This is a genomic window from Microcoleus sp. Aus8_D2 (assembly GCF_036702665.1).
Lineage (GTDB): Bacteria > Cyanobacteriota > Cyanobacteriia > Cyanobacteriales > Microcoleaceae > Microcoleus.
The window spans coordinates 34,692-60,850 of record NZ_JAUBUN010000003.1 but is presented as its reverse complement, the minus strand read 5'-3'; the positions used below and the strand labels follow the sequence as shown (position 1 = coordinate 60,850).

General features: G+C 46.3%; 21 protein-coding genes and 1 tRNA gene. 10 read left to right on the top strand and 12 right to left on the bottom strand.

Features of this window, described 5'->3' with window-relative positions; translation table 11 throughout:
* Window positions 1–92 precede the first annotated feature (92 nt).
* From QUB64_RS03390 to QUB64_RS03380, 3 genes are all read right to left on the bottom strand, one after another.
* Window positions 93–1,340 (bottom strand): URC4/urg3 family protein, encoded by a 1,248-nt coding sequence (locus QUB64_RS03390; RefSeq protein WP_333267503.1) that lies wholly within the window; start codon window positions 1,338–1,340, stop codon window positions 93–95.
* Window positions 1,337–2,419 carry an adenylate/guanylate cyclase domain-containing protein gene (locus tag QUB64_RS03385; RefSeq protein WP_333267501.1) on the bottom strand — a complete coding sequence of 361 codons (1,083 nt, stop codon included), beginning with the start codon at window positions 2,417–2,419 and terminating at the stop codon, window positions 1,337–1,339. The genes QUB64_RS03390 and QUB64_RS03385 overlap by 4 nt, the downstream gene beginning before the upstream one ends.
* A gap of 85 nt (window positions 2,420–2,504) precedes the next feature.
* A complete protein-coding gene (locus QUB64_RS03380) occupies window positions 2,505–3,752 on the bottom strand; it encodes a GTP cyclohydrolase II (RefSeq protein WP_333267499.1) in 1,248 nt (415 codons plus the stop codon).
* A gap of 406 nt (window positions 3,753–4,158) precedes the next feature.
* On the opposite strand from QUB64_RS03380, the gene QUB64_RS03375 reads away from it, so the two are divergent.
* The 3 genes from QUB64_RS03375 to QUB64_RS03365 all read left to right on the top strand — a co-directional run bounded on the left by QUB64_RS03375 (window position 4,159) and on the right by QUB64_RS03365 (window position 8,098).
* Entirely contained in the window at window positions 4,159–5,496 is a 1,338-nt protein-coding gene (locus QUB64_RS03375) for a cytosine deaminase (protein WP_333267496.1), read from the top strand.
* Window positions 5,497–5,759: 263 nt separating this feature from the next.
* Window positions 5,760–6,434, top strand: coding sequence for a 7-cyano-7-deazaguanine synthase QueC (gene queC, locus QUB64_RS03370; RefSeq protein ID WP_333267494.1), 675 nt, complete (start codon window positions 5,760–5,762; stop codon window positions 6,432–6,434).
* Window positions 6,435–7,096: 662 nt separating this feature from the next.
* The gene (locus QUB64_RS03365) at window positions 7,097–8,098 is read left to right on the top strand and encodes a hypothetical protein (RefSeq protein ID WP_333267492.1); all 1,002 of its coding nucleotides are present in this window, start codon (window positions 7,097–7,099) and stop codon (window positions 8,096–8,098) included.
* 201 nt (window positions 8,099–8,299) lie between these two features.
* Here QUB64_RS03365 and QUB64_RS03360 read toward each other — a convergent pair whose 3' ends face one another.
* Both QUB64_RS03360 and QUB64_RS03355 read right to left on the bottom strand, forming a co-directional pair.
* The gene (locus QUB64_RS03360) at window positions 8,300–9,730 is read right to left on the bottom strand and encodes a hemolysin family protein (protein WP_333267490.1); all 1,431 of its coding nucleotides are present in this window, start codon (window positions 9,728–9,730) and stop codon (window positions 8,300–8,302) included.
* Between the two features lie 231 nt (window positions 9,731–9,961).
* Window positions 9,962–10,651 carry a hypothetical protein gene (locus QUB64_RS03355; RefSeq protein ID WP_333267488.1) on the bottom strand — a complete coding sequence of 230 codons (690 nt, stop codon included), beginning with the start codon at window positions 10,649–10,651 and terminating at the stop codon, window positions 9,962–9,964.
* A gap of 186 nt (window positions 10,652–10,837) precedes the next feature.
* On the opposite strand from QUB64_RS03355, the gene QUB64_RS03350 reads away from it, so the two are divergent.
* Window positions 10,838–10,910, top strand: a tRNA-Ile gene (locus QUB64_RS03350).
* Window positions 10,911–11,253: 343 nt separating this feature from the next.
* Here the strand turns inward: QUB64_RS03350 and pyrR are convergent.
* From pyrR to QUB64_RS03330, 4 genes are all read right to left on the bottom strand, one after another.
* Window positions 11,254–11,787 carry a bifunctional pyr operon transcriptional regulator/uracil phosphoribosyltransferase PyrR gene (gene pyrR, locus QUB64_RS03345; RefSeq protein WP_333267486.1) on the bottom strand — a complete coding sequence of 178 codons (534 nt, stop codon included), beginning with the start codon at window positions 11,785–11,787 and terminating at the stop codon, window positions 11,254–11,256.
* Window positions 11,788–12,155: 368 nt separating this feature from the next.
* The gene (gene cbiB / locus QUB64_RS03340) at window positions 12,156–13,235 is read right to left on the bottom strand and encodes an adenosylcobinamide-phosphate synthase CbiB (protein ID WP_333267795.1); all 1,080 of its coding nucleotides are present in this window, start codon (window positions 13,233–13,235) and stop codon (window positions 12,156–12,158) included.
* Between the two features lie 109 nt (window positions 13,236–13,344).
* Window positions 13,345–13,746: a GFA family protein gene (locus QUB64_RS03335; RefSeq protein WP_333267484.1), complete on the bottom strand. Its 402-nt coding sequence runs from the start codon at window positions 13,744–13,746 to the stop codon at window positions 13,345–13,347.
* A gap of 33 nt (window positions 13,747–13,779) precedes the next feature.
* Window positions 13,780–14,223, bottom strand: a complete 444-nt coding sequence (locus QUB64_RS03330) for an Rrf2 family transcriptional regulator (RefSeq protein WP_332946269.1) — start codon at window positions 14,221–14,223, stop codon at window positions 13,780–13,782.
* 265 nt (window positions 14,224–14,488) lie between these two features.
* Between QUB64_RS03330 and QUB64_RS03325 the strand changes: the two genes are divergently transcribed.
* The 5 genes from QUB64_RS03325 to QUB64_RS03305 all read left to right on the top strand — a co-directional run bounded on the left by QUB64_RS03325 (window position 14,489) and on the right by QUB64_RS03305 (window position 19,432).
* Complete coding sequence (locus QUB64_RS03325) at window positions 14,489–14,875, top strand: AbrB family transcriptional regulator (RefSeq protein WP_332946268.1); 387 nt, start codon at window positions 14,489–14,491, stop codon at window positions 14,873–14,875.
* Between the two features lie 108 nt (window positions 14,876–14,983).
* Window positions 14,984–15,187 (top strand): hypothetical protein, encoded by a 204-nt coding sequence (locus QUB64_RS03320; RefSeq protein WP_333267481.1) that lies wholly within the window; start codon window positions 14,984–14,986, stop codon window positions 15,185–15,187.
* Between the two features lie 561 nt (window positions 15,188–15,748).
* On the top strand, window positions 15,749–16,933 hold the full coding sequence (locus QUB64_RS03315; RefSeq protein WP_333267479.1) for a cache domain-containing protein: 1,185 nt from the start codon (window positions 15,749–15,751) through the stop codon (window positions 16,931–16,933).
* 37 nt (window positions 16,934–16,970) lie between these two features.
* Window positions 16,971–18,602, top strand: coding sequence for a PAS domain-containing sensor histidine kinase (locus tag QUB64_RS03310; RefSeq protein ID WP_333267477.1), 1,632 nt, complete (start codon window positions 16,971–16,973; stop codon window positions 18,600–18,602).
* The gene (locus QUB64_RS03305) at window positions 18,599–19,432 is read left to right on the top strand and encodes a sensor histidine kinase (protein WP_333267475.1); all 834 of its coding nucleotides are present in this window, start codon (window positions 18,599–18,601) and stop codon (window positions 19,430–19,432) included. The genes QUB64_RS03310 and QUB64_RS03305 overlap by 4 nt, the downstream gene beginning before the upstream one ends.
* 501 nt (window positions 19,433–19,933) lie before the next feature.
* Here QUB64_RS03305 and QUB64_RS03300 read toward each other — a convergent pair.
* Window positions 19,934–21,325: a hypothetical protein gene (locus QUB64_RS03300; protein WP_333267473.1), complete on the bottom strand. Its 1,392-nt coding sequence runs from the start codon at window positions 21,323–21,325 to the stop codon at window positions 19,934–19,936.
* Window positions 21,326–21,497: 172 nt separating this feature from the next.
* Window positions 21,498–22,601: a site-2 protease family protein gene (locus QUB64_RS03295; RefSeq protein WP_333267471.1), complete on the bottom strand. Its 1,104-nt coding sequence runs from the start codon at window positions 22,599–22,601 to the stop codon at window positions 21,498–21,500.
* A gap of 376 nt (window positions 22,602–22,977) precedes the next feature.
* Between QUB64_RS03295 and QUB64_RS03290 the strand changes: the two genes are divergently transcribed.
* The gene (locus QUB64_RS03290; RefSeq protein ID WP_333267468.1) at window positions 22,978–24,057 is read left to right on the top strand and encodes a DUF3616 domain-containing protein; all 1,080 of its coding nucleotides are present in this window, start codon (window positions 22,978–22,980) and stop codon (window positions 24,055–24,057) included.
* Between the two features lie 288 nt (window positions 24,058–24,345).
* Here QUB64_RS03290 and QUB64_RS03285 read toward each other — a convergent pair whose 3' ends face one another.
* Entirely contained in the window at window positions 24,346–25,986 is a 1,641-nt protein-coding gene (locus tag QUB64_RS03285) for an AAA family ATPase (protein WP_333267466.1), read from the bottom strand.
* Window positions 25,987–26,159 lie beyond the last annotated feature (173 nt).

The following is a 26,159-nucleotide window of genomic DNA, read 5'->3' as shown; positions in this document are numbered from 1 at the left end:
AAACCTTGTTTTTTCTGACTTTAGTCCGGCTCAAAATTAGAGGACTAAAGTCCTTACTACAAACCTTGTTTTTTCTGCATGATTCCTTAATTCTAAAAGACAGTACCGTCACTTTCAATCTGAATAGGCGGCACTCCACCAGCCCTTAATTCCCCGGCAATTTTCCGCCCCGCCGCCCAAGTTCCTCCCTGCAAAATCTTCACTAGGGGCAATTCTGCCGCACTCAAATCCAGCTTTTCTCGCATAGCTGCGGCAATTTTATCTAAAAGAATCACGGTGAGCGATCGCCATTCTACGATAACTTCCGAACCAGGCAAATAACTCAGTTGAAAAACAGCCGAATCTTGTGCCCGTAGCAGCCCCATATCCAAACACAAACCGCCGTTACGATACTCCGGTAATCCCGTCAACTCATCCAATCCGACGACGGCTAAACCGAGTTCTTGTAGCGGTTCCAACAGCGAATAAGTCAACCACTGCGAGAGTTTGTGAAACGGCACAAATTCATCTCCCAGATGTTCTCCCCTTAAAACTGAATGCCGCCAAACATCACCTAAATTAACGCCACCAATCGCATATCTTCCCGGCCAAATTTCCCCAAAACCTGTCAAAACAGCGTTCAACACGACCGAAGCCTTCACCGTTTTGACTCCAGAAACTCGACTGTCGAGCAAGTATTTTGCCAAATTACCGGGACGCAGGTTTTCGCTACCAAACAAGAATGGATGCTGGCAAATTGCATTCCCCAAACGCTGCAACAATTCTAATCTGCCTGTTAAACCAACTAGCGGATTGTCTCGACTTACTTGAAATCCAGCAGCTAAGCTTTCTAATTTTAATTGAGAAAGTCCGCGAGAATCAGCTTGCCAAGGAAAATCGGGATTGCTGGAAAAAATACCTTGACAAAACATCCGAAAAGTGGCTACAGCTAACCCTTCTGAACGGCGGTAAACTTGTCCGGTTTCTGCTTCGCAATACTGCCAATCTGCACCGGCACCAGCATCCAGCAAAACGCTGACAATTGCTAAATCAAATTTGATTTTAGCTTGCTCTATGGGTGTAAATTGTGCTAAGGCTGCATCCAATTCGGCGAGGCGCGGTTGGTTGCCGGCTTCAAAATGCCGCCAGCGACTGTGAAAGGGAATGTTAAAATCGGGATACTGTTGGCGCGTTGTGTCGATTACATAATTTGCAGTTTTGTCGAGTTGGGATAAATCGACGCAGAAGTGGCGGAGTTTATTTTCGGAGGCTAAATTAAAAAGCCGATCGCACTTTTGGCGAATTGCAGCCGGCGTTCTCAGATATTCTACAGTCTCAAGTTCAATTTTATTCAACTTCATACCACCAAACATCGGTAAACATCGTTTTCTTTAAAAAAGTCAAACTGACTGTAATCTAAAAGATTATCTAAAATCGCATTTTTATCGATTTTTATCAGCTTGTATTCCCACTTTGAGCCGCTGACTTCGCGTTTTATTTGATCCGACACTATCACCGAATTTTTTTCTGTACCCGGAGATACTATTTTACTTATATCTTCCAGCCTGTCGGCGATATTAATATCTTTTCCGTAAGTGCAAGACCGAAATATATATAAATTTCCTTTAGCAACTCCCACCGACAAGCCGCAAGGTATTTGATTCCCGTGAATAAACAGTTTCCAATTCTCGCACAAACTTTCCATTGCCGCCAAGGCTGAGTGAGCTTCGGGGAAAGTCAACAAATGCGAATCGCCAACAATACTCCGAATTGTGCCGCCGTATTCTTCGCAGATTGTTTTTTCAAAAGTATCGAAATTGGTGAGCAAATATTCAACGTCTTTGATAGAATTTGATTCTTGATAAGCAATAAAACCTCTCAAATCAGCTTTAATTATTGCTTGATTTTCCACAATTCGCGTTTTGTAACTTTGGTCAACTTTGTAAACCTTTTCAGGTTCGCTCATCCCTTTCAAAGAAAACTCGTTGACAAAAGATGTTTGCACTTCTGCTTTGTTGAGCGCCAGCCATGCTGCTTGGGACAAATATATTTCATCCGGCGGAGTTACTGATTCTATGCGCGCTGTTAAATTCACCGTATCGCCAAAGATATCTTTATCTTGATGCAAGACATCTCCTAATGTAATCGACACGCGAATAGCCAATCGTTCGTCGTTCGATTTGCTAGATTGTTGGGCTCTCAATTCTTGCTGCATTTCTAGGGCTGCCATCGCCGCTGCTGTGACGCTGGGAAAAATCATCCAAAATGAATCACCTTCTCCTTTGATCAGGCTGCCTTCATTTCTGGTACTAATATCTGAAATAAAAGTTTTATGCTCGTTTAACAAACTACTTAAGTCCGACTGAGATAATTTTTTAACTCTGGCGGTATAGCCGCAAATATCTGTTTTTACGATAACAGTAGAACGCAAATTAGCCATAACCTACCCTGACCGATCAAAAACCAGCAATAAATTTTATTTAACAAAGACGCGAGCGATCGCGTCCGATCGCGTCTTTGCCCTCTCAATCTCCTAAATCGCGTCCTTTGGCTTGTGCAAGAATTGTAGCATCTGGCACAGGGTCTGGCGTGTAGTAGCCAGCGGCTTTTTTGGCGACAATTTCGACTTGTGCGTCTGCGGGAATCCAATCTTCAGGAATGGGGATGCGATCGACTACTTGAATGCCAGAATTGATAATCGCATTGTATTTCATATCGCTCATGGAAACTAAACGGTCAATGCGAGAGATACCCAACCAGTGCAGCACGTCTGGCATTAGCTCTTGAAACCGCATATCTTGAACTCCGGCAACACATTCAGTACGAGTAAAATAGGCATCAGCGCGATCGCCACCTTCCTGCCGTTTTCTGGCATTGTACACCAAAAACTTAGTTACTTCCCCCAAAGCTCTGCCTTCCTTGCGGAAGTAAACAATTACCCCAGAACCGCCGGATTGTGCCGTTTGGATACAAATTTCAATACCATGTACCAAATAAGGACGGCAAGTGCAGATATCCGAACTAAACACGTCAGAACCGTTGCATTCATCGTGTACCCGTACCGCCAACTGCTTCTCGGGGTCAGAAATATTCGCGACATCGCCAATAATATAAACCGTAGTTCCGCCAATTGGCGGCAAGAAAACCTGCAAATCCGGCCGCGTCACTAAATCCGAGAACATACCGCCTGTTTGCTCGAACAAGACACGGCGGAGAACGCTTTCTTCAACGCCGATCCGTTTGGCAATTCCCGGCAAATACCACACTGGGTCGATCGCAATTTTAGTGACTGCTAAATTGCCACCTGCTTTGACTATTTTGCCATCAATTTGCACCCGCCCCTTAGCGATGGCATCTTGCAATTCCGGCATATTAATGTGAGCTTTAGTGACAGCAATGGTCGGTCGAATATCGTATTCCTGCTCAACAAATGAAGTATAAATTTCGCTAACCAAACCCCCAAATGGATCGAGAGAAACAATCAAATTGCGATCGCCCCAACTCGGGTGCGGCCCGATGCGTGCGGCCGGAGATGTGTTGGTAAAATCAGGGCGGTGTTCGGCTTGGAGTGCGCCGGAAGCCACTGCTAGCGCTCGATAAACAGAGTAAGAACCCGAATGAGTGCCGATCGCATTTCGGTGAGACGATTTGCTGAGGCTAGCAATTACAGGCCCCCGTTTCAGAGGATCGAGTTCTCCCCAGTAAATGGGAAGAGGTTTTCTGCCGGATCTGTCGGGATGGGATGTTAAAACTATATGCTTGGGTTTTGACACAGTTTTTGTGGGTTCTTGCTATGGATGCTGCTGTTGGTTGTAAGCTTCATTGCAATTTGAAGCATTGATTTATGATAGCAATAAGATTCATGCTCTGGAAGTATCAGGCCTAGCCAAACTGGTGGCGCCGACTTGCGCGCTTTCCTCAAAGATCTAAAATTTTTGCATTTTTGCTGCATGGCTGAGGGCTGCATGACCAATAAAAAAGCTACATATTTAACTTAAGTTTCTATAGAAGTTCTATTTCCTTTGTGAATAAGATTTTATTTATCCGCAGAGGGCGCAGAGGGCGCAGAGGATCTAGAAAAGAGAAAAAGAGAGAGATCTGTTCACAACTTCGGCAAGAGTTGCTATAGTGACAACGGGTAATTCTCAATTATCAATAAAATACTAACTCAGAAATTTAATGTTGCCAAGTACCTCTAATTATTTGCTAAAAAATGGTCGCGTGCCCGCGTCTCTTCTAGATCCGCAATTTCTAGCCCAATCAGCGTCTACTGTCGCAACAACGGGGACTGAGAACAATTTTTGTGTAGTGGATCTGGAAATTGGCGCGGGCGCGATCGCCCAAATTATCCCCAGAGGTACGGAACCTTTATCCCAACTTCCAGATATCCCAGTTGTAGACTTGCAAGGTGGCTTAATTTTCCCTTGTTTTGTGGATGTACACACGCATTTAGACAAAGGGCACATTTGGGAACGATCGCCAAATCCAGATGGAACATTTGCCAGGGCGATCGACACCATAAGCGCTGATGCCCAAAAACACTGGAATGCAGACGATGTTTACCGGCGGATGCAGTTCGGCCTCCAGTGCAGCTACGCCCATGGAACCAAGGCCATCCGGACTCACATCGACAGCGCAGGGGAACAGGGAGCCGTTAGTTTAGCAGTATTTGCAGCGCTGCAAGCCGAATGGGGCGATCGACTAATTTTGCAAGCAGTTTCCCTAGTTTCCCTCGACTATTTCCTCACACCCGCAGGCGAAAAATTAGCAGACAAAATTGCCCAAATCGGCGGCATCCTCGGCGGCGTCGCCTACATAAATCCCGACTTAGACAAACAACTCGATCGAGTATTTAGCTTAGCCCAAGAACGCGGTTTAAACCTAGACTTCCACACCGACGAAACCGACGATCCAGAATCAACAACACTGCGGGAAGTAGCAAAAACCGCAATCCGCCATGAATTTAGCGGTCAAACAATCTGCGGGCACTGCTGTAGTTTAGCCGTACAACCGCCAGACTTAGTAACAGAAACTTTGACATTAGTCAAGGAAGCAAACATTGGCATTGTCAGCTTACCGATGTGCAACCTTTACCTGCAAGACAGACAATCGGGGCGTACACCTAGGTGGCGGGGAGTCACGCTGCTGCACGAACTCAAAGCAGCAGGAATTCCCGTCGCAGTTGCTAGCGACAACTGTCGCGATCCATTTTACGGATTTGGCGACCACGATGTTTTAGAAGTCTTAAATATGGCAGTCCGCATCGCCCATTTAGATCGACCTTGGGAAGATTGGCCGCGCACAGTTACAACAACATCAGCCGAATTAATGGGATTGCCAAAATTGGGAAAAATAGCAGTTGGTTTACCAGCCGACTTAATTTTGTTTAAAGCGCGCAATTTCAGCGAATTATTATCTAGGTCACAGCGCGATCGCACAGTTTTGCGACAGGGTAGAGAAATTGATACAACCTTGCCAGAATACCGCCAACTAGACGACTTGTTACAAATTAGGTAAAATGAGCTTCGGAGCCACCTACTTCTTCCTTCTTTTATCTTCCTTCGCGCATGAAAGCGTCTTCGCGGCTCGTTAAAAAAATACCTTCAAAACATCCGTTACATCCGTTACTTGCATCCGCTGCCGAACTTCGTGTCCTTCGCGTCTTCGCGGTTCCTTTAAAAAAAATCTCTTTCACAACGAATCATTTAGGACTGCTATCTTGTCAATTCCCAAGGAATTTGATATAAATATAAAAGCTGATGCGATCGAGGATATTTTAAGTGAAAGCAGTTATTTTATTGTCGGGAGGGCTGGATTCCTCAACAGTTTTGTATCAAGCGAAAGCCGACGGCTGCGAGTGTTACCCGATTTCCTTTGACTACCAGCAAAGGCACCGGCGGGAGTTGGAATCAGCACGGGCGATCGCACTTTCTGCCCACGTTAAGGCGCATCAGGTGGTAAAATTTGACCTGACGCTGTGGGGCGGTTCGGCTTTGACGGATAATCAGATGGAATTGCCGATCGATCGCAACCTGGCAGAAATGTCGCAAAACATCCCCATTACCTACGTTCCAGCTAGAAATACCATTTTTCTCAGCTTCGCCCTCGCCTACGCCGAAACTCTAGGAGCTCAGCGGATTTACATTGGAGTCAACGCTTTAGATTATTCCGGCTATCCCGACTGTCGCCTCGATTACATCCAAGCAATGCAGGAAGTCTTTCGGTTGGGAACCAAGCAGGGAAGGGAAGGAGAAGCTATTCAGATTGTAACACCTTTGATCGAACTTAAAAAAACCGAAATTATTCAATTAGGCAACAAGTTGGGAGTGCCTTGGGAGCAAACTTGGTCTTGTTATTCAGGTGGCGAAACTGCGTGCGGCGTTTGCGATTCTTGTCGGCTGCGGCTGGCGGCTTTTGAGGAATTGGGGTTGCAAGATCCAGTTCCTTACGCTTAATATGTAGACTGCGCAATGGGCACCGGTTGATTTTGTGACCCATCGCGCTGGCACCACTCTCCTCAAGTTTTAGCGTTTTGATTTTGAAACCAAGCTCTCCCAGCAATTTTATTTGATTGAAATCTGAAGAAATCTCAGGTAAAATACCAGCTTTCTGCTTTATTATGTAGTTGAAATTTGCCACGCCCGACACGCTTGGGTGCGCACTGCTAGTTTAATCGGGCGTGATAATTGAGTGAGGCAATTGTAGGGGAATTTTCGACGGCAACGGTCGCTGGCTTCGGCATTTCGGCAAAACAAAGAGATAAGTTCCAGCGACAATTGCCGTTATTTTGCCTTGGCAGGCTGGTATATAGGCGTTGCACAAAGTCAGCCTACTATTTAATGTGAGAGTCTACTTAAAAGTACGGTATTGACTCGCCAATGGCTGCTACATTTATTAGATTTATCAGTATTTATACGATTGGCTTTTTGATTTTTAGGATATTATAGTTAAGAAAAAATGTTTTGATAGACAATAGCGATCGCTACGATCGCAAGAAAATGCTACAAAATTCTAGATCGAATTTACTCAGGTACTCGCACAATTGTTGCTCGTGAAACACGAATATGCAACTCATAACCCATCGACACCAAACCTTTACACAGTTAATCCTAAATCAATGACTACTAATCCCTCTTTGCTCGGCTCCACATCATTTAATCCCTTGTCACCTTCGGTAGACTTATCTGTTTCCTTCGCCCAAAAGTATCTACAACAGATGAAAGGCGGTGCCCCTGCGACTGTGGTTGAGGATAAATTTGTCGAACGACGGCGTATCGGAATGGCAAAACAACTTTTGACCTCGCTGCGTTCTGTGAGTGCAAAATCCTGGACTAAAACTGACTACCTATTGGCAGAAGCGTTAGTTGAACACAAAATAGATACGGATCTGATCGATCCCTGGTATATTTCAGGGGGTATTCATCAAGTCTATAAGTTTGCGATCGAAGCCTATGCTCAGCAACTGCCACCCAATCGTATACTCAACAAGGTGAGCCCAGTTCTCGGACAAGTCCGACAGCAGGTAACAGCAATTGACCCCCGCGTGATTGGCTTTGTGGCGATGCAGTATCACTACACCGGAACGCAGTTGATGGACTTGCTCCCCGAGGGAGAGCAGGAGAATTTTGGTAACTACGTCAAGATCCTAGACGATCATCTGTATATGCCACTGCCACGCGCATACCAAGCGGCTGCAAAGCATCCACCGGATTCGATCGCGCTGCAATCTGTTCGCCTGCTAATGTCGAAGATGACCGATATTGCGGAACGGGTAGTCGATCGGGTGAATCAACTGTACCCACGCTATCGGTGTTATTCTGGGCCTCTCAACAGTGAACGTATCCGTACATCAAGCATTCGTGATGTGGAGATGTTTCAGGTATATATGTGGGTTTGTCTGCTCGAAGGTAATCTGCACGCGCTAGAGACGGAACTGTTTCCGCTGTGCGTGATGATTTACCCTCGACTGAATGTGAGCTGGGAACTCGTCAGCCAGATGACTCACCTACTGCGCAAGGAAATTGGGGCTTGTCTGTCACCTGAGCAAGCGCAGTATTGTGAACCCTTCTATGAGATTTTGCGCCGTATGTTTTCAGCAGAAGTTTTTCCGAATGGTTGATACCTCCGCCAGCGCAGTGGTCTCTCAAAGTCTAATGAACGGCCCAAACCTCGATCTAAAAGGACTTTAGCTCGTTCCTAAAACATCGTTATTTTCCAGTTCATCCTTGATCGCGGCGCCGCTCGCGAGCGGGGACGATCGCACTAGCTAAGGATTTGCGCTATTTCGATCGCCATCCCCATCCCCATCCCCATCCCCATCCTAACTAGAAAATTTCGGCACACCTTTCAACCCGCTATTCGATCGCCCTTTCTCCGTAATTCTCCCATCCGCTGCTGTAACTTCACCCAAAACTCGATCGCCCGCCGCCCCATCCAGCAACTGAATTTGAATTTGATCCAAGCGCGGCCCGCACACAGAAACCACCGTAAGTTCCGCATTTTCGCAGCGCCAAACTTCCCCAACAGCGGGCATTTTTTGCAATTGATAGCTCAGAAAACCTCCGATTGTCTGATATTCGTCAGTTATCGGCAAATCCAAATTCAATATTTGATTCACGTCATCGACATTTAACTGCGCTTGCACTAAAAAAGTGCGATCGTCCAATACTTGCAAAGCTATTTCTTTGCTGTCGCGCGACTCGTAAGTGCGGCCGATAATTTCAGCGATCAAATCCCTCAGCGTCACCAACCCGGAAATGCCGCCAAATTCATCGACGACGATCGCAATTTCTTCCGACGAACCCTGCATCAAAGGTAGCAATTCCCCCAGCAGCATCATTTCCGGCACAAATCTCACCGAACTAATCCAAGTTACAATCGGCGTGTCGGGAGATAGCAAACCTTCAGCTAAGGGTTTCGCCAGTTGTTTGAAGCCAATAATCCCGATAATGTCGTCTAAAGAATCTCCCGTGACGGGATAGCGGGAATGGTTGGAAATCGCCATTTCGTCGAGCAAATTTTGAAAGGTGCCCGTCTTCGGAAGTGCGACAATGCTGGGTCTGGGCACCATCACTTCTGCTACGCAAACTTCGCCAAATTCAAACACGTTGTTGAGTAGTTCTCGCTCTTCTGCTTCCAAGCCGCTTGATTCGCTGGAAGTAGCTATAATTAATTGCAGTTCTTCGGGAGTAACCGGCCGGTGTGTTAGGTCGTATTCGATGCCCCCAAGCTGCAAGAGCGATCGAGTGGATTGATTGAGAAACGACACAAAGGGATTGAACAAACGGGAAATTAATAAACTCGGAGGCCCTAAACTTCTGGCTAGCTGTTCGGAATAAAGTAACGCTACAGATTTGGGAAAGAGTTCGCCCAGTACGATTTGCAGGTAAGCTAGCAGGAAAAAAGTTACTATGGATATGCCCAAAGAATGGGCGATCGCCGACTTGATATAAATTGGCAGCGGCAAATAGCCGATCGCCACTCGGACGAGCACGGCGATCGTATCTTCCCCAATCCAGCCCAGAGCTAAACTAGAAAGAGTGATTCCCAACTGCATTGTCGAGAGCAATCGCTCGATACTTTGGATCAAAGATTGAACGGTTAGAGCCGGAACATCGCCGGCCTCAACTAACTGATTGATGCGCGAGCGGCGTACCGTCACCATCGAAAACTCAGCCGCCACAAAAAAAGCATTGATCGCAATCAGCAGCAGCACTGACAGCAACCGCGACAGCACCTCTGTCCAAGTCATCGCGGGTAACTCAGCAATCTCCTGAACTCTCGCCCCTAAAAGTGACACAATGCTCCCTAGAACAACTTTCTCGATCGAACGTGAGAATCAGTCTGGAGGTTTGGTCTCCTAATTGTCTTATACCATTTTCCAAAAAGAATGCAACGGTCTGCCAGCGATCCAAACACTTAATTCATCAGTCATTCCCAATTCTTTAATCTTCAATGCCCCAATCGAAAATCGAAACTGGTATTACTTCGGCACTGGAATGCCAGATATTTGCAACTGGAGTTTTTGACCTGGATAATCTGTCAGCGTCAGCGAAACTTCCTTAGCATTTTCCAGCAAAGCTGTGGGAATACTCACCGTACCGTAAAACACCTGCCCGTTGGGGGGCAGTTCCGCCGGCAAATCCTCGGCTGTCGCGGAAAGGGCCCGGCCTTGATTGTCAGTGACGTTTAAGAAACTGTAGAGAAACCTCACAGCTTGGGAGCCTTCGTTTTTCATGCTCACGTCTAGCATCATGGAGTTGCTGCGCTGACTGGCCGCGCTCACTTCCAGAGTTACTCCCCCGTCGCGACTGTTCAGGGGAAACTTGGCGCTGGCATTTGCCGCGCCCGGTTTTTTGGCTGTGGCTGTTTTAGAGCTTCCCTTGTCTGCTTTATTATTTGCTCCGGCCGTTTTTTCGGGATCGCGACCTTCTACCCGCGCTTTGACGGTTTTGAGAATGTCTTTTTCCTTCAAAATGCTTACTTGGTCTTTGTTAGCCACAGTTCCCTGCTTGCCGCTCGAAGCATTGTTGCTGGGGCGAACATCGGGTTGAGTCGTTCCTTTCAAGGCTTCGCGACCTATAGTAAATCCCCAAACAGAACTCGTCACACCTGCTCCAAACATCAGAGCCAGGAGAATTAGAGTCAGCACTACTGTCGAATTCACTGCCATTGCCTATATTTTTATACCGAGTTGTAGAAATTGCTAATTCCGGTCGATCGACTCCAGCACAGAGGCGTTCCAGGCGATCGGGGACTCAACAGATCTAAAGATTTTGATTTTTGTTCTCTAGTTCTAGCACGTACTGGGAAATTATGTTATAATAAGTTCTCAGTTGGATCGAACAGATCGATTTAACGGCAGTTGGCCGAGCGGTTTAGGCAGCGAACTCATAATTCGCCCCAGGCAGGTTCAACTCCTGCACTGCCGATTTTTTGATAAACAGTCCTGGACGCATCGATCCCCCCAACCCCCCGATCCTCGGGGGGCTTTCAGGTTCCCCCCGAGGATCGGGGAGTTAGGGGGGATCAGCATTTGAGCCATGGAGTGCGTAAGTCCTAATAAATCAAGACGCTCCCTCCGCGTCGAAACCGGGCTTCTTCCCTCGACGCGGAGGGGGCGAGAAACCGGGTTTATACGAATTTTTACGTTGAGTCACGAAAAATATACGCAGAAACCCGGTTTCTGAGGCTAGGGGGCGATCGCTTTCCTAGACACGCCAGTCGATCGACTCCTGTGCGAAAATTATGATTCCGATGCCAAGGTCAACGAGATCAACGCTTAATTAACTCCACTCCGTCGCGCCCGTCGAGCTCTTGCACGTAAACCTTAACTTTTTCTTCCTTTGCAGTCGGCAACTTTTTACCCGTAAAATCCGGCTGAATTGGTACTTCTCGGTGGCCGCGATCGACTAATACCGCCAACCAAATTTTCTCAGGCCGCCCGTAATCGTTTACCGCATTCAAAGCCGCTCTAATCGTTCTGCCTTTATAGATAACATCATCTACCAACACCACCGTTTTGCCGGTCAAATCGAAAGGAATTTCTGTTTTAGCTGGTGTCCGCATCGCCACTCGATCCAAGTCATCTCGATAAAACGTAATATCCAAAGCGCCCACGCATACTTTGACTTGTTCGAGGACTTCAATTTGAGCAGCCAACATTTGAGCTAATGGCACTCCTCTAGTATGAATTCCCAACAGCACTAACTCCGAGGGAGCCCCTGATTTTTCGACAATCTGGGAAGCGACGCGGGTGAGAGTGCGCCTCACTTCATCCGAGGATAAAATTTGGATAATTTTGGTCATGGCGTGCTGGGAGCTAATTGTTGGCTGTTGGCGAATCGAACGATTTGAGATTTGAGATTTTATATTTTATATTTTAGATTGACTTGACAAATGAGACATCTTGCATTCCCAAGCTCTCAAGACAGGAAATGCATCTGCGTTGCATCGTCGGTTGCATCTGCCATTATCTGCGGTTTATGTATCAATCAAAGACTTGTGCAATTGCTCGTCTATGAATCTGGGAGTGGAACGATTTGGGATTTGAGCTGTGAGATTTTAGATTGACTTGACAGATGAATCTGGGGGTTAGAACTACTAACCTCCAAACTTTTTTGGCTCTTACATACTCCTGTCGGGAGCCTGTATCTGTGTTCGGGTGAGGTCAGCAGTTAGCGGCTCAAACATAATAAGGTATAAAAAAGCAATGATAGTCCCAACCAAATCAGAAAGCAATACCGAGTTAATTGCCATGCTTGGCTAATTACCTGCGGTGCGATCGCACTAATCGGCTCGCCTAACAGCGGTTTGTGTTTGATAACTCCGCGATAGGAATTTGTACCTCCTAGTTGTACTCCCAAGATGGCGGCGTAGGCGCACTCGCTCCAACCGGAATTGGGACTGGCATCTTTAACAGCATCTCTCTGACAAATCTGCCAAACGTACATCGGTTTGCCAGATATCAGAGCTAAAGTAATCACTGTTAGCCGGCAAGGAATCCATGTCAGCACGTCTTCTAGTTTGGCGCTAAACCATCCTAAATCTGTGTATGGTGCTTCTTTGTAGCCGACGGTAGAATCTAATGTGCTGGCTGCTTTGTAAGCGATCGCACAGGGAACCATCGCCATCGCCCACATCGAGTTAGGAGCGATCGGCAAATTAGTAAAACTTAATATTAAATGCGGCAGAGCGAACCCAAGTAAGGCATAAAATAGCGGTGCTGTCACGCCATCGACTGCATTCTCTGTTACAGTTTCTAACAGTGCTCGCAGAATTTCTGGCTCGGATAAGTTTTCGGTATCCCGGCCGACGTAAAGGCTCAACCGTTCTCGCGCCTTGACTAAATCTCCAACATTTAAAGGTGCTAGCACGTCTTCAGCAGCCGCCCTCAAACTGCGACCGGCAAAACAGCTAGCCAGCAAAATGGTCTGTAGGGCTATGCCGAAAACAGGATGCACCCAACTAGCAGCAAGGACGATCGACCAACTGACAGTATAACTGCCTAGAATCAACCCGATCGCTAGTATTGTACCAGCACCTCGTAGCAGCAGTTTGGGCCGATCGCCTGCGGGACGATCGCCCCAGCGAGGCATTTTGTCTGCGGGATTGTTCCATATATTAAAGACAAGTCGAGTATAGCGGTCGATCGCCCAACCCATCGCCTGTACGGGATGCGGCCAACCCCAAGGATCGCCGATCGAATAATCCAATACCGCCGCTAAAATCAAAACAGGAAATTCATCCGGCATCATTATATATGTTGTCAAACTTGATAGTCCGTCCGAGCCGGAGCGAGCGAGCGGGTAGCAGCGGTTTTAACTGCTGCTACCTTGAGCGGACTTGAATTTTTGCTCCCTGATTTTAACTGCTGAGATTACTTTCGTCACGCAGCAAGTGTACGTTCTGCTCCCAATTAACACCGTCAAAGGGTAGGATCTGAAATTGGGAAATGGCATAGTCGTCAAGACAGCGGACGTTGACATCGAATCGATCGGGATGCGATCGGGGACGATAGAACGAGTGAATGCCACAAATCCGGCAGAAAGTATGTTTAGCAGTGCCTGTATTAAACGTATAGGTTGTCAAAACATCTTCCCCGCACAGCAAGGTAAAACGTTCCGGCGGGACAATTAGGTGCAAAAATCCCTTCTTTTTACAGATGGAGCAGTTGCAATTCCGTGCTTCGTGTTTGTCAACCGCGACTGTGAAGCGGACAGCACCGCAATGACAGCCGCCGGAGTAGGTAACAAGTGTTGCGTCCATGTTCTCGGGCGATCGAATAAATCAACTTACCATTTAAATGATAAAGCTAGTTTCTTCCCCAAGAGCAGCTTGCCAACTGCGGACATCATAGTATAAGTCTTCGAGGGAAATACTGTACAGCGCTTCGGCAAGTTTTTTGTGCAATCGGTTCCACAAACTGAATGTAACCCAGTCCTCTGGTTGGTTCGCGTCGGGAGAATGTCGAGGTAAAGGTTCAATAGTTTCCCCTACAGCCTCTAAGATTTGTCCTAAAGAGATTTGAGCAGGCTCCCTGGCCAATTGATATCCTCCTTGGGAACCTCGAACAGATTGGACTAAACCGGCTCGTCGCATTTCAATCAGCAATTTTTCGAGATACGGAGCCGGTAACTCCTGTCGGTTCGCGATCGATTTCACCGATGTCGGGCCGAACCGAGGTTGCAAACTTAGATCCAGTAATGCTTTGACACTGTAGTGTCCGCGTGTGGTTAACTTCATGGGATTTTAAGATTGGGGCAAATATTCAGCTAGCTGATAGCTGATAGCTTATGCTACCGAGTTTAGAGATTGCTCGCACCGGCTGCTGCTACTCCTCAAGAAAGACTGCACCTTGTTAAAAATATTTAGATAATAGTGGTTAACAATTGAGCCGATCGGTGTAATATAGTTTTACGACCGGCTATCAAGCTAAAGTTTCTTGGTCAAGACAAAAACCAACCGAGAAAAAATCCGTACACCAGTTGAATATTTCAGGACTCAGTAAATGGCTAAAAAGAAAAATATCGAACCCCTTGAAGGCGAAGGTCTGATCAAAAAGGTCAAAGACCTAGAGAACCTTACCAAGGAAGAAAAAGCTAGAGCCTGTGGCTACTACACCGTTACCAAGAACGGCGTAGAACGGGTCAACATGATGAAATTCCTGAATGCGCTGATTGATGCAGAAGGCATTCAGCTAGACGGGAAGCAAAACGGCAACGGACGCGGCGGACGCTCGGCCAGCTATCGGATTAGCGTTCAATCTAACGGCAACTTACTGATTGGAGCTGCCTACACCAAGCAGATGGAACTCCAGCCGGGAGATGAATTTGAAATTTCTCTGGGACGCAAGCACATTCACCTGCGCCAAATCGATCGCGAAGAAGTATCCTAGGCCTTTACGATTTGCTTTGACTTCTTGCTTGAACTGGTTGGTTTGACTTCAAGCATTGACTGCAAGCAGAGAGTTGGCTCTGAAATTTTTCAGTGCGCCTAAAACAGTATGGATTCTATAGATGGCAATGGCTCGACAAAAGCCACTGCCACTAATTTATATTTTCTGAGAATACCTATTCTCGCCCCTCGCTATATCCGTTTGGACAAGCGGGGGATTTTCCGCGTAGCTGTTGAAGAGAAGTCCTGCCGTCATCAGTCATTAGTCCTCAGTCAGAAGGAAGAAGGTTATAACGCAATACTGTTCACTTAACACTATTTATGCCCCGGAGATCCCCCTCCCATCAAGAAAGGTTGTAGGGGGACGAAAGAGAGCATTCTTGTCCCCCCCTGCGCGATCGGGGGGTGCCAGGGCGATCTGTCGATCGACCAAGCGTATTGGGTGATAACGGCTTCGCTCGGAGGGTAAAAAGAGGTCCGAGGGAAGGAGGCAAGAAGTAGCTTGGGTTGAGGTAAGAAACCGAACTTCGCCAAGCAAATGGCCCAGGTATTCTCAGCCAAGAGTGCGCAATATCAGTTAAAAAAAAGAATGCAACTGTCGGCAACCTCCGGGCCCATACAGCATCATTCATCCCCGATTCTCAAATCGAAAAAGGGAAAATCGAAAAATGGAAAATTGACTGACTCGAAGCACACGGCTTCGATCGCCCTACGTGAAATTACAGGCTGAAACAGTTAAAGTGTTAGGGAGCAATTAGTTATACAAGTTTCAAACAAGAATGCAACTGAAGAGCCAACTCCAAACCCTTATCTGATCAGTCATTCCCCAATCTCAAATCGAAAAATCTCAAATCTCAAATGGTATGACCTGCCTATGCCGTTGCCCAGATTCGCCTTTCAAACTTCCCAACCGCCCAGAACCATCCCCCTACGCTGCGTTCTAGTGGCCTCTTTTGTGGTGCAAAGCGTCGCAGCAGTCGGGATTGTCGGGTATCTTTCTTTTCGCAACGGAGAAAGAGCAGTCGAAGATCTCGCCCAGAAATTGATCGCCCAGACGGGGAAGAGAGTTGAAGAACAACTGACTGCTGTTCTCGAAAATACCCACTGGGTAAATCAACTTAACGCTTCGGCGATCGACCGCGCTGAATTAAACTTAAAGTTAGGACAGCCCCAACCTCGGGGAGAGAAGTTCCTGTGGCAGCAAATGCGATCGTTTAAAAGCATTCAGTGGATTTCCCTGGGTTCTGAAAAATCAGGAGAATATCTCGGCATTTGGCGCAACCCGATCGACAACAGCTTGCAAATTGTCGCCGCTAACAAGTCTACCAACTCTCAGAGCATTTACTACGCTACAGACGGCCTAGGCACTCGCACGGCAAAATTAAAGGCAGAACCGAGAACCTACGATGCCCGCCAGCGCCCCTGGTACAAAGAAGCTGTCGCAGCTAACAAACCGATTTGGACGAGCATTTATCCGGGTTTTACTCCCGGGACTGTTTTTATTGCGGCGAGTCAACCGATTCGCGATCGCAAGGGTAAATTGCTGGGAGTTTGTGCGGTAGACTTTTCGCTCTTGGAGCTTCAGCAATATCTCGATCGCCTTAAGTTTAGCCAAACGGGGGAAATTTTCGCGCTCGAACGATCGGGCTTGCTGGTTGCCAGTTCGAGTCAAGAATCACCCTTCAGAAAGATGTCGGGACAGCAGGAACCCCAGCGGCTGAATGTTTTAGATAGCGAAACTCCTGTCATTCGCACCGCAGCTAAGTATTTGTACGAACACTTCGGGGGCTTTGGCGAGATTAAACAGCGACAGCAACTGGAATTTAGCCGAGACGGGCAGGATTATTTTGTGGAAGTGCTGCCGTTTTCTGATAGTTACGGTTTGAAGTGGCCGATCGCGATCGCAGTTCCCGAATCCGATTTCATGGGGCAAGTTAACAGAAATACCCACACTACAATTTTACTTTGTGCGGTGGCGCTGCTGCTATCGACAATTGCCGGAGTTCTGACAGCCCGGTGGGTAACACTGCCGCTGCTGCGGCGAGGGCGAAGCAGCTAAAGATATCGCCCAAGGAGAATTCGATCGCGCTGTTGCTGTGAGTAGGCTGGATGAAGTCGGGGCATTAGCCCAGTCTTTCAACGAAATGGCGGCTCAACTGAAAAAGTCTTTTCAAGCTTTGGCCGCCAGTGAAGAAAAATTTGCCAAGCTGTTAGAAAGCTTGCCCGTTGGGGTGAGTGCCCTGACTCCGACTGGTAGCACTATTTTTATGAATTCGGTGGGAGGAGAGATTACCGGCAAAGGGGCGATGCCCCATACAACCGCAGAAGAGCTCTCAGAAACTTATCAGCTTTATGTAGCAGGAACCGATCGGCTGTACCCGATCGAGGACTCGCCGTTTGCACGGGCTGTGAGGGGTGAAGAAACGCTGGTTGAAGATATGGAAATTCGCCGAGACGGGAAAATTATTCGTTTGCAAGTACGATCCCAGCCGGTGTTTGACGCTGCGGGCAATGTCCTTTATGTGATGATTGTTTTTCAAGATATCACCGATCGCAAACACGCAGAGCAAATATTGGCTGACTACAACCGCACCCTGGAAATTGAAGTAGCCTCGCGCACAACCGAGCTAGCCTCGATCAATGCCCGCTTGGAGATCGAAATTGAGGAGCGCCAGCAAGCTGCAAAAATTATCCGCGCATCGCGGGACTTTAGCTTAAAGATTATCGAAAATTCTCCGATCTTTTTTGTGGCGATCGACCAAACGGGTAAAATCCTGCGGGCGAATCACAGTATGCTGCAAGCTGTGGGCTATACTGCCGCAGAAGTTATCGGCAAAGATTACTTAGCGACATTTGTACCGTTTGGCGATCGAACCCGATTGCACTCGATTTTTAAGGGCATCACAACGAGCCCGCAAACGGTTAACGAGCACCGGATTTTCACAAAGTGCGAATCCGGTGGGGATAGCTGCGCCGCGCGTACTTTGTTAGTTGAGTGGCACGGCACGCCCGTTTTGGATGAAAATGGCAATTTTGACTTTCTTTTTGGATTTGGGATTGATATTGGCGAGCGGAAACAAGCACAATTAGCCTTGCAAAAAAGCGAAGCTCTGTTTCACAAATTAGCGATCACTGTTCCCGGAGAACTTTACATATTCGTGCAGCATCCCGACGGCTCAGTCAAGATGGAATATATCAGTCCTCTGTGCCGAGAAATTCAAGAATTAGAGCCGGAGGAAATCAAGAACAACTCTGCTTTACTCTACGAACAAATGCACCCGGACGATCGCCCCAGCCACTTCGAGGCAATTGTCAAAAGTGCGACTGAGTTCGAACCATTTTCCCACGAATGGCGGATTGTGACAGCATCGGGAAAACTCAAATGGCTGCAAGCTTATGCTCGGCCAGAATTGCGCGAAAATGGAGATATTGTCTGGCACGGCATCATCATTGATATTAGCGATCGCAAACAAGCAGAACAAGAACTCAAACAAGCCGCATTAGCAGCAGAAGCGGCCAACAAAACTAAAAGCATCTTTCTCGCCAACATGAGCCACGAATTGCGAACCCCCCTCAACGCCATTCTCGGCTTCGCTCAATTAATGGAACTCAGCGCTAATTTAAGTTTCCAGGACAAAGAAAATATCAAAATTATTCGCCGCAGCGGAGAACACCTGCTCCAACTGATAAATCAAATCTTAGACTTATCTAAAATCGAAGCTGCATGACACTCTATGCCCAAAAAATCGACTTGTACCGCTTGCTGGGCGACGTGCAAAATATGTTCCTACTTGCCGCAAAAAATAAAGGATTGCAATTAATTATTGACTGCTCATCCAATGTTCCCCAGTACGTAGAAACTGATGAAATTAAGTTGCAACAAGTCCTGATTAATTTATTAGATAATGCGGTTAAATTTACCAAAGAAGGCTCAGTTTCAGTAACAGTATGGCATAATTCAGAAGAAATCCTTACGCCTGAAGGCGAAAAGTTCAATAAATTTGAATGGCAAAAAATGGTGGTCATTCACTTTGAAATTGCCGATACAGGGCAGGGAATTATCCCCGAAGAATTAGACAGTATATTTGAATTATTTGTGCAAAGTTCATCGGGTAAAAAAGTTCAAAAAGGTACAGGCTTAGGATTAAGTATCAGCCGCGAGTTCATCAAATTAATGGGCGGCGACATTACCGCAGAGAGCGAAGTGGGACGCGGCACAGTCTTCAAATTTGACATTCAAGTTGTGACATCAGCCGGCGCTGTTCAAGTCATCAATAAATATGTTGAATTCAATGAGTTATCGGAGATTTCAACTCTTGTACCCAAAAAAATATCTGATAGTTCTGCAATATTTACGCTTGACTCGAAGCCGCAAGTTTCCCCAGAATGGATGAGCAATCTCAAACAGGCAGTCCATCAGGCTGACTTCGACTTGATTGCTAAAATAATTGAGGCAATCCGCAGCGATAATGAGGTTTTTGCCGAAGTTATGATGAAGCATCTATATAATTTTGATTATGCAAAAATCCTCGATTTGATAGCAGAAATTGAGCTGTAGGGTACACCTAATAACTAATAACTAATGACTAATGACTACCCTTGGGCTACGCGAGCGGGCAAGATGACGGCAGGACTGATAACTAATACCATTTTTCCCAAAAAATGCAACAGTATTCGTAGGGTGCGGATACTGCGAAAAATCCCTAAGAAAAGCTCGACAATCTGACGGCGATGCACCTGATCTTATTTGTGGGAGTCGTGCTACACAATTTTTTGAGCTGAGTTAAATGGAGGGTTGTTTACCCACGCGATGTGTAAGGTGCGGATCTATCAGATTGCCGATTAAATTTAGGGATTTTTAGTGGCGACGCACCCGCTCGATTACTGATCTTATTTGTGGGAGTCGTGCTACACAATTTTTTGAGCTGAGTTAAATGGAGGGTTGTTTACCCACGCGATGTGTAAGGTGCGGATCTATCAGATTGCCGATTAAATTTAGGGATTTTTAGTGGCGACGCACCCGCTCGATTACTGATGACTGATGACTGATGACTAATGACTAATCTCGATCTTTTTTGATGGGTTTATGTTGAGAAAAAACTCGACAGTTATTCAGGTCAACCAATAACTGTTCTGCTTGATTATTATCTGACATATTCACGAGATTGTATTGAACATTTTCTCCATAAATAGTTAGAGCTATCTGGCAAACTTCTAAAAAATTAATGAGCCACTGACATTCAGCAGCCGAGTTATCTTGATAGTATTGAATTAATCGAGCAAAACAAAGTTCTAAGTATGTTTGGGAATGTGGCGAAATCAAAATTATTTTGAGCATCATAATTGCTAGTGTTAAAGGATTTAGTTGAGTGGCGCACAGGATAAATAAGGCTGTGGGTTCCCCGGAATTTTCCACAGTCAAACATTTGATTAGATAATTGCAAGTTCTGAGCTGCAAGCCTCTGTTCAAAGTTTCTGCATCATTTTCGGGATGAAAACTATCTAAACTATTAATTATTTGTTGTCGCTCAATATCAGGATAAAAAAAATTATTATGGGAATAAAATAAATACTTAATCAGATATTCCTTAAACTGCTTGTAGGTAATATTTTGACTCTGACTGATAAAAATGTTGGCTAAGCTGCGATAGTTCAAGGAGCCTCGGTTGACCAAAATTATTTTGATTAAACGCAGGGCTTCATCTCCTAAAAGTGTGGGATTATGAGAATTTTTTAATTTGAATGCGGCCGACGGAGAGCGAGATGTATACATTGCTAGGTCAAACTTGTACTTGTCTTTTAGCTGCTGCGACAAGAGTTTGGCAGTTTGGCGTGCTTCGAGGGTGTTTTTAGCATCTAGATATTGAGTGGCTAGCAAATAAGGCTGATAGCGAGAAGTCCAGTGCTTTTCTACGGGCTGGTAGTCGCCGTACTTGAATACAAATAACTTGATGTCTTCATAATCTTGGCTGCTGACAAAGTTTGTCAGCCACACTTTCAGTATTTTGAGACAATTGTCCGCCTGGGGTTCGCTGAGGGTTCTATCGCTAATAATTGTAATTAATTCCCGAGCAAGTTCGTATTTTTTGTGAGTAATCCAGTTATTTAATAAGATGTAACAGCAGCGTTTAAATAAGTTGTTAAATTCTCGTTGAGTGTCAAACTCAATTATTGTGTATAGGGCTTGAATTAATTTGTGGTTAACTGGAGCAATTAGTTCTATAAATATTTTTTTAAATTCCCGGAAAGCTAATTCAGATTCCGAGTTGTTGATGTGATATATAAAAAATTTGTAAATGATATCTTGAGCTGCGGAAACAGTCAGCTCTGATTTTTTTAATTGAGCTGTTGGTTGAGGCGCGAGATCCTCGGACAATATATTGTTTGTGAGATGGGGGAGAACTTTTGACTCTGTGGTTTCGGATTGAGAGGAAACATCCTGAGATGGCATAGCGTCCTCGCTCAGACGATCAATACACTATTATAGTTATCATCGCTGATTGGCAGCTAATAATTTAGTATTTGACTTGACTTTTGTGCAGCTACAGTTAACCCCCCCGATCGCCCTTTTGGTAAGTTGCGATCGAGGGGGTTAATAGTTATTTGTCAAGTATCTGAGGGTATCAAGCAGGGTTTGCTTGAGCTCGTCTTTGCAGCAGGCGGGCGATTTCCGCTTTTTCTACAAGCCCGACGAGGACACCGTTTTCGCGAATGACGGGGAGTTCTTGAACTTTAAGTTGTTCCAGCAGAGTGACGACTTCGAGGAGGGATAATTCTGGTTTGACTGTGGTGGTAAATTCGATCGACTTCACGAGCTCTTTAACTTGAACTTGAGGCCAGCTTCCGGTAGGAATAGTTTTCATGTCGTCAAGATCGATCGCACCTACCAATTGTCCCGCATCGTCGGTAACTAGGAACCGGCGCCAGGTGTGAGTGCTACCGATGACGTAGTTGTTAGCAAATTCTCTGAGGGATAACTTTTCAGGGACGATCGGGCTTTCGGCTGTCAAAGCATCTGCGGCTGTCAGTCCTGCGAGTTCATTTTGGACTGTGGCATACTGTGCAGACTGACCGGCATTTTGCAGCAAGAACCAACCGATTACTAGATTCCAAATATTGCCGAAGATGCCTGTAGCAATGGCAATCCAGCCGATGATTTGACCGACGCGGCTAGCAAAAATTACGCCTTTGTAAGGGTTGCCGGTAATCTTCCAGACGATCGCTTTGAGGATGTTACCACCATCGAGGGGCAAACCGGGAATTAAGTTAAATAAGGCTAAAGCTAGGTTGATGGAAGCTAAAAGTTGGACAATGGCTGCGGCGGGGCCTGTGAGGGCTGCACCGACGCCAATGACAGTTAACAAACCGGCCAAAAATAAGCTGACTAACGGGCCTGCAATGGCGACCCAAAATGCTTCGGCTGGGGTTTTCGATTCTCTTTCTAAATTAGCCAGTCCGCCAAACAGAAATAGCGAAATCGATTTCACGCCAATTCCCTGTTTGATAGCTACCCAACTGTGTCCTAATTCGTGGGCTAAGACGGAAGCAAATAACAGCAGGGCTGCGAATAATCCTAACAGCCACGGTGCTACGGGGCCTAAGGTGGGAAACAGGGCTGCTAGTGCACCGCCGTACTGCCAAGTTACTAAACCCAGAACTAAGAACCAAGAAGCGTTGACAAAAAAGGGAATTCCAAACAGGTTGCCGACGCGAAATGTACCGTTCATAATGGCTACCTCTAATATTATGGGCGAGAGTTTTTTGCTCTCTGTTTCCTGATCGTAACGAAATGTAACTGAGATGTTAATACTTCAACTAGGGTGTTATCCGTCTGTTGAGGTTCGGTTTTGGGAATTGAGGCGGAATTTCCAACTTTGGACATAGTTAAATCTGCTTGTGGGGAGTAGGGGTTGGGCTTCTAGCCCGTCCGAACAGGCAAGATGCCCGCCCGAACAGGCAAGATGGCTGTTCCACAACAGGCAAGATGGCTGTTCCACAACAGGCAAGATGCCCGCCCGAACAGGCAAGATGCCTGTTCCACAACAGTTAAATATTCTTGAGTTATAATGATTGACCCTCACATTACTTTTGGTGCTAGTAATTATGCCAGAATCTTTTTTACTCAGCCGCCTGTTGCTTCAATTCAACAGTGAAACTACGGATATTGTTACTGATTTGTCTGCTGTGGCTTTAACTCCCGAGGGGAATTTGTGGATCGGTTCCGATGAAACGACTTCGATCGAGCGATTGTCGCCTGTGGCGCCTCATGTTTTTGGCAAACACAAGAGATTTGCGATCGCCGATTTTATTGACCTTTCTGCTGAAGCAGGCGAAATCGATATTGAAGGAATTGATTTCAACAGCAATTATCTGTGGTTTGTCGGTTCTCACAGCACCAAACGTAAGAAAGCTCAAGGCCAAGACCCGAACAAAGATATTGAAAAATTAGCACGAATTGAAACAGATGTCAACCGTTATTTGCTAGCAAGAATTCCTGTCAAAAACGGGATTTTGTGCAAGTCAATTTCCCCTCCTAAAAATCCCAAAACCCAACTGACAGCGGGATGCCTTCAGCGGACAAATACGGGTAATTTGCTGACTGACGCGCTCAAAGATGACAGCCATCTTGGCTTATTTTTATCGGTGCCAATTCCGAGTAAAGAAAATGGTTTTGATATTGAGGGGTTGGCGGTGCGGGGCGATCGGGTTTTTCTCGGTTTGCGCGGGCCTGTACTGCGGGGTTGGGCGATAATTTTAGAAATAGAAGTGCAAGAGTCAAAACAGGGAGTTTTAACACTGAAGGCTATTGGTGAAAAAGGCAAGTTTTACAAGAAACATTTTGTCGATTTGAACGGGTTGGGCGTGCGAGAGTTGTGTTTTAACGGTGAAGATTTGATAATTTTAGGCGGGCCGACAATGACTGTATCGGGGGCGATGAAGGTGTTTCGGTTAAAGGGAATTTTAGGGCGTCAGGGCGACAGTATTTCTGGGCTGGATACAGGAGATTTGGACGTATTGTTTGATTTGCCTTTTCAGATGGGTGTTGATAATGCTGAGGGATTGGCGCTGTTTCCTTGTTTGGGCCAGCCGAATTCGCTGTTGGTGGTTTACGATTCGCCGGCGGCGCGGAGAATGGTGCAGGGAAATGCTATTTTTGCTGATGTTTTTAGGTTGGGTTTGTAGTGAGCACTTTAGAGTAGTAGTAGGGTGCGTCAAAACCGGAGATATTTGGAATAATTAATCATATCATGTCCGGTCGATTGACCGAAATAAGTAAGGAACGCACGTGCGGACTTGGGTCCTGGGCCAGAAAGCGGACTTTCGGGCGCACGTGCGTTCCTTTTTTGTGATGGTCATCGACTGGACATGATATCAGCCATAAACTGACGCACCATACAAGTAGGAAGGTGCGTCAGATGTGATTTTTACGAAAATTAATTAGGGATCCACTGACGCACCCTACAAGTGAGATTAATTATCGATCGCATCTTCACCCAGCGGCTTGCTGTAGCGCTTCAATTCATCAATCAATTGAGTATCATTAGAAGCTGTTCTCGCGCCCGCTTCGGCAGCCCAGCGCTTCAAATCTTCAATTTGCGATCGCGCGATCGCAGCTAATGGTACAGTATCCTCGATCGACCTCAAAACATCCTCCGTCCTCAAATCCCGGCGCTGCCCGTTCACAAAAGTGCCAAAAGCGCGGTACAATCCATCAATCACCACTTGCTCAATTTCCGCACCGCTAAAATTCTCAGCAGACTTCGCCAAAATTGCCAAATCAAAATCGCGCAATCTACTCGGGCGCAAACGCTGTAAATGCACCTTAAAAATATCTTGTCTTTCCGATTCCGAGGGCAAATTCAAAAAGAAAATCTCATCAAACCTGCCCTTTCTCAGCAACTCTGCGGGCAAAATCCGCACGTTATTTGCAGTGGCGACAATAAACACCGGGCTGGTTTTTTCCTGCATCCAAGTGATCAAACTGCCGAATACCCGGCGCGAAGTTCCCGAATCGCCGTCGCCACCGCTGATAATGTTGCCGAAGGCTTTATCTATTTCATCGATCCACAAGACGCAAGGTGCGATCGCCTCTGCCAATTGTATCATTTGCCGGACGCGGCTTTCGCTTTCCCCGACAATGCCGCCGAACAATCTGCCAGTATCCAAGCGCAGCAGCGGTAAACGCCATTCACAAGCAATAGTTTTCGCCGATAAAGATTTGCCCGTTCCTTGAATTCCTACTAACAAAACGCCCTTAGGATTGGGTATACCGTAGCGGCGCGCTTCATCAGTAAAAGCATCTTGCCGCATCTTTACCCACTGCTTCAAATTCTCCAATCCGCCCACACTTTTTAAGGATTCTCGGGAGTTGCAAAACTCCAAAATTCCGGTTTGGCGAATTGCTTGCTGTTTCTCTTCCAAAACTCCGTCAATATCTGACTCGTTGATTTGCTGTTTGGCGGCCAAAGCTTTAGCTAAAACCCGCCCGATGCGAGCGCGGCTCAAACCTTGACAAGCTTTAACTAATTGTTCCTTTACTAAGCCGCTAACTTGCAACTGTTCCGGCTTTTCCACAACGTGGGAAATTAAATGATTGATTTCTTGGATGTTGGGTAAAGGGAAATCAATTACTGTTACTTCTTCTTTCAATTCCTCCGGCAATTCTAGCGCGTGAGAAGTGAGGACGATCGTTTTTTTGCTGCGCTTCAATTCCCTGTTTAAATTGCGCAATTCCCGGACTACTGGGGCATTTTTGTCGGTGTAGGGAGCTCTCAAAATTGGGTGCAAGTCCCGCAGTACAAATAGAGTATATTCTTCGACAGCGGTCTTGCCGATGCGATCGAGGGCCGCCATTACTGAACCTTTCCCAGAACCGTTATCCTCCCAGCCGCGCACAATATCCCAGAATAATACTCGGCGCGCGGGTGTTACTTGCAGCGCTACTTGGGCAATTACGGCTTCGACTGGTTCTTCTTCGGCGCCGACAATGTACAGCAGGGAGTAGCGGGCGCGAATCATCAAATCTAGTCGCTTGATTAGTACCTCGAAAGGGTTATTATTATTGCCCTTTACGGCATCATATTCTCTAGGCTGTGGGTATTTTTCTGTCATTTTATTTGATATCTTAGATGTAAATTAAACTTTGTTAAATATTTGGTTTGTAGTCAGGACTTTAGTCCTTCTTAAGTATTTAATCGGAGTCAAGGCTTGTAGTCAGGACTTTAGTCCTTCTAAATAATTTAAACGGACTAAAGTCCGTACTACGAACGAATTTTGAAATTAGA

Excerpts from the sequence above, each read along its gene's own strand:
- QUB64_RS03390 (WP_333267503.1), bottom strand. The coding sequence starts at position 1,340 with ATGAAGTTGAATAAAATTGAACTTGAGACTGTAGAATATCTGAGAACG.
- QUB64_RS03385 (WP_333267501.1), bottom strand. The coding sequence starts at position 2,419 with ATGGCTAATTTGCGTTCTACTGTTATCGTAAAAACAGATATTTGCGGC.
- QUB64_RS03375 (WP_333267496.1), top strand. The coding sequence starts at position 4,159 with ATGTTGCCAAGTACCTCTAATTATTTGCTAAAAAATGGTCGCGTGCCC.
- QUB64_RS03365 (WP_333267492.1), top strand. The coding sequence starts at position 7,097 with ATGACTACTAATCCCTCTTTGCTCGGCTCCACATCATTTAATCCCTTG.
- QUB64_RS03360 (WP_333267490.1), bottom strand. The coding sequence starts at position 9,730 with ATGACTTGGACAGAGGTGCTGTCGCGGTTGCTGTCAGTGCTGCTGCTG.
- QUB64_RS03355 (WP_333267488.1), bottom strand. The coding sequence starts at position 10,651 with ATGGCAGTGAATTCGACAGTAGTGCTGACTCTAATTCTCCTGGCTCTG.
- pyrR (WP_333267486.1), bottom strand. The coding sequence starts at position 11,787 with ATGACCAAAATTATCCAAATTTTATCCTCGGATGAAGTGAGGCGCACT.
- cbiB (WP_333267795.1), bottom strand. The coding sequence starts at position 13,235 with ATGATGCCGGATGAATTTCCTGTTTTGATTTTAGCGGCGGTATTGGAT.
- QUB64_RS03335 (WP_333267484.1), bottom strand. The coding sequence starts at position 13,746 with ATGGACGCAACACTTGTTACCTACTCCGGCGGCTGTCATTGCGGTGCT.
- QUB64_RS03330 (WP_332946269.1), bottom strand. The coding sequence starts at position 14,223 with ATGAAGTTAACCACACGCGGACACTACAGTGTCAAAGCATTACTGGAT.
- QUB64_RS03325 (WP_332946268.1), top strand. The coding sequence starts at position 14,489 with ATGGCTAAAAAGAAAAATATCGAACCCCTTGAAGGCGAAGGTCTGATC.
- QUB64_RS03320 (WP_333267481.1), top strand. The coding sequence starts at position 14,984 with ATGGATTCTATAGATGGCAATGGCTCGACAAAAGCCACTGCCACTAAT.
- QUB64_RS03315 (WP_333267479.1), top strand. The coding sequence starts at position 15,749 with ATGCCGTTGCCCAGATTCGCCTTTCAAACTTCCCAACCGCCCAGAACC.
- QUB64_RS03305 (WP_333267475.1), top strand. The coding sequence starts at position 18,599 with ATGACACTCTATGCCCAAAAAATCGACTTGTACCGCTTGCTGGGCGAC.
- QUB64_RS03300 (WP_333267473.1), bottom strand. The coding sequence starts at position 21,325 with ATGCCATCTCAGGATGTTTCCTCTCAATCCGAAACCACAGAGTCAAAA.
- QUB64_RS03295 (WP_333267471.1), bottom strand. The coding sequence starts at position 22,601 with ATGAACGGTACATTTCGCGTCGGCAACCTGTTTGGAATTCCCTTTTTT.
- QUB64_RS03290 (WP_333267468.1), top strand. The coding sequence starts at position 22,978 with ATGCCAGAATCTTTTTTACTCAGCCGCCTGTTGCTTCAATTCAACAGT.
- QUB64_RS03285 (WP_333267466.1), bottom strand. The coding sequence starts at position 25,986 with ATGACAGAAAAATACCCACAGCCTAGAGAATATGATGCCGTAAAGGGC.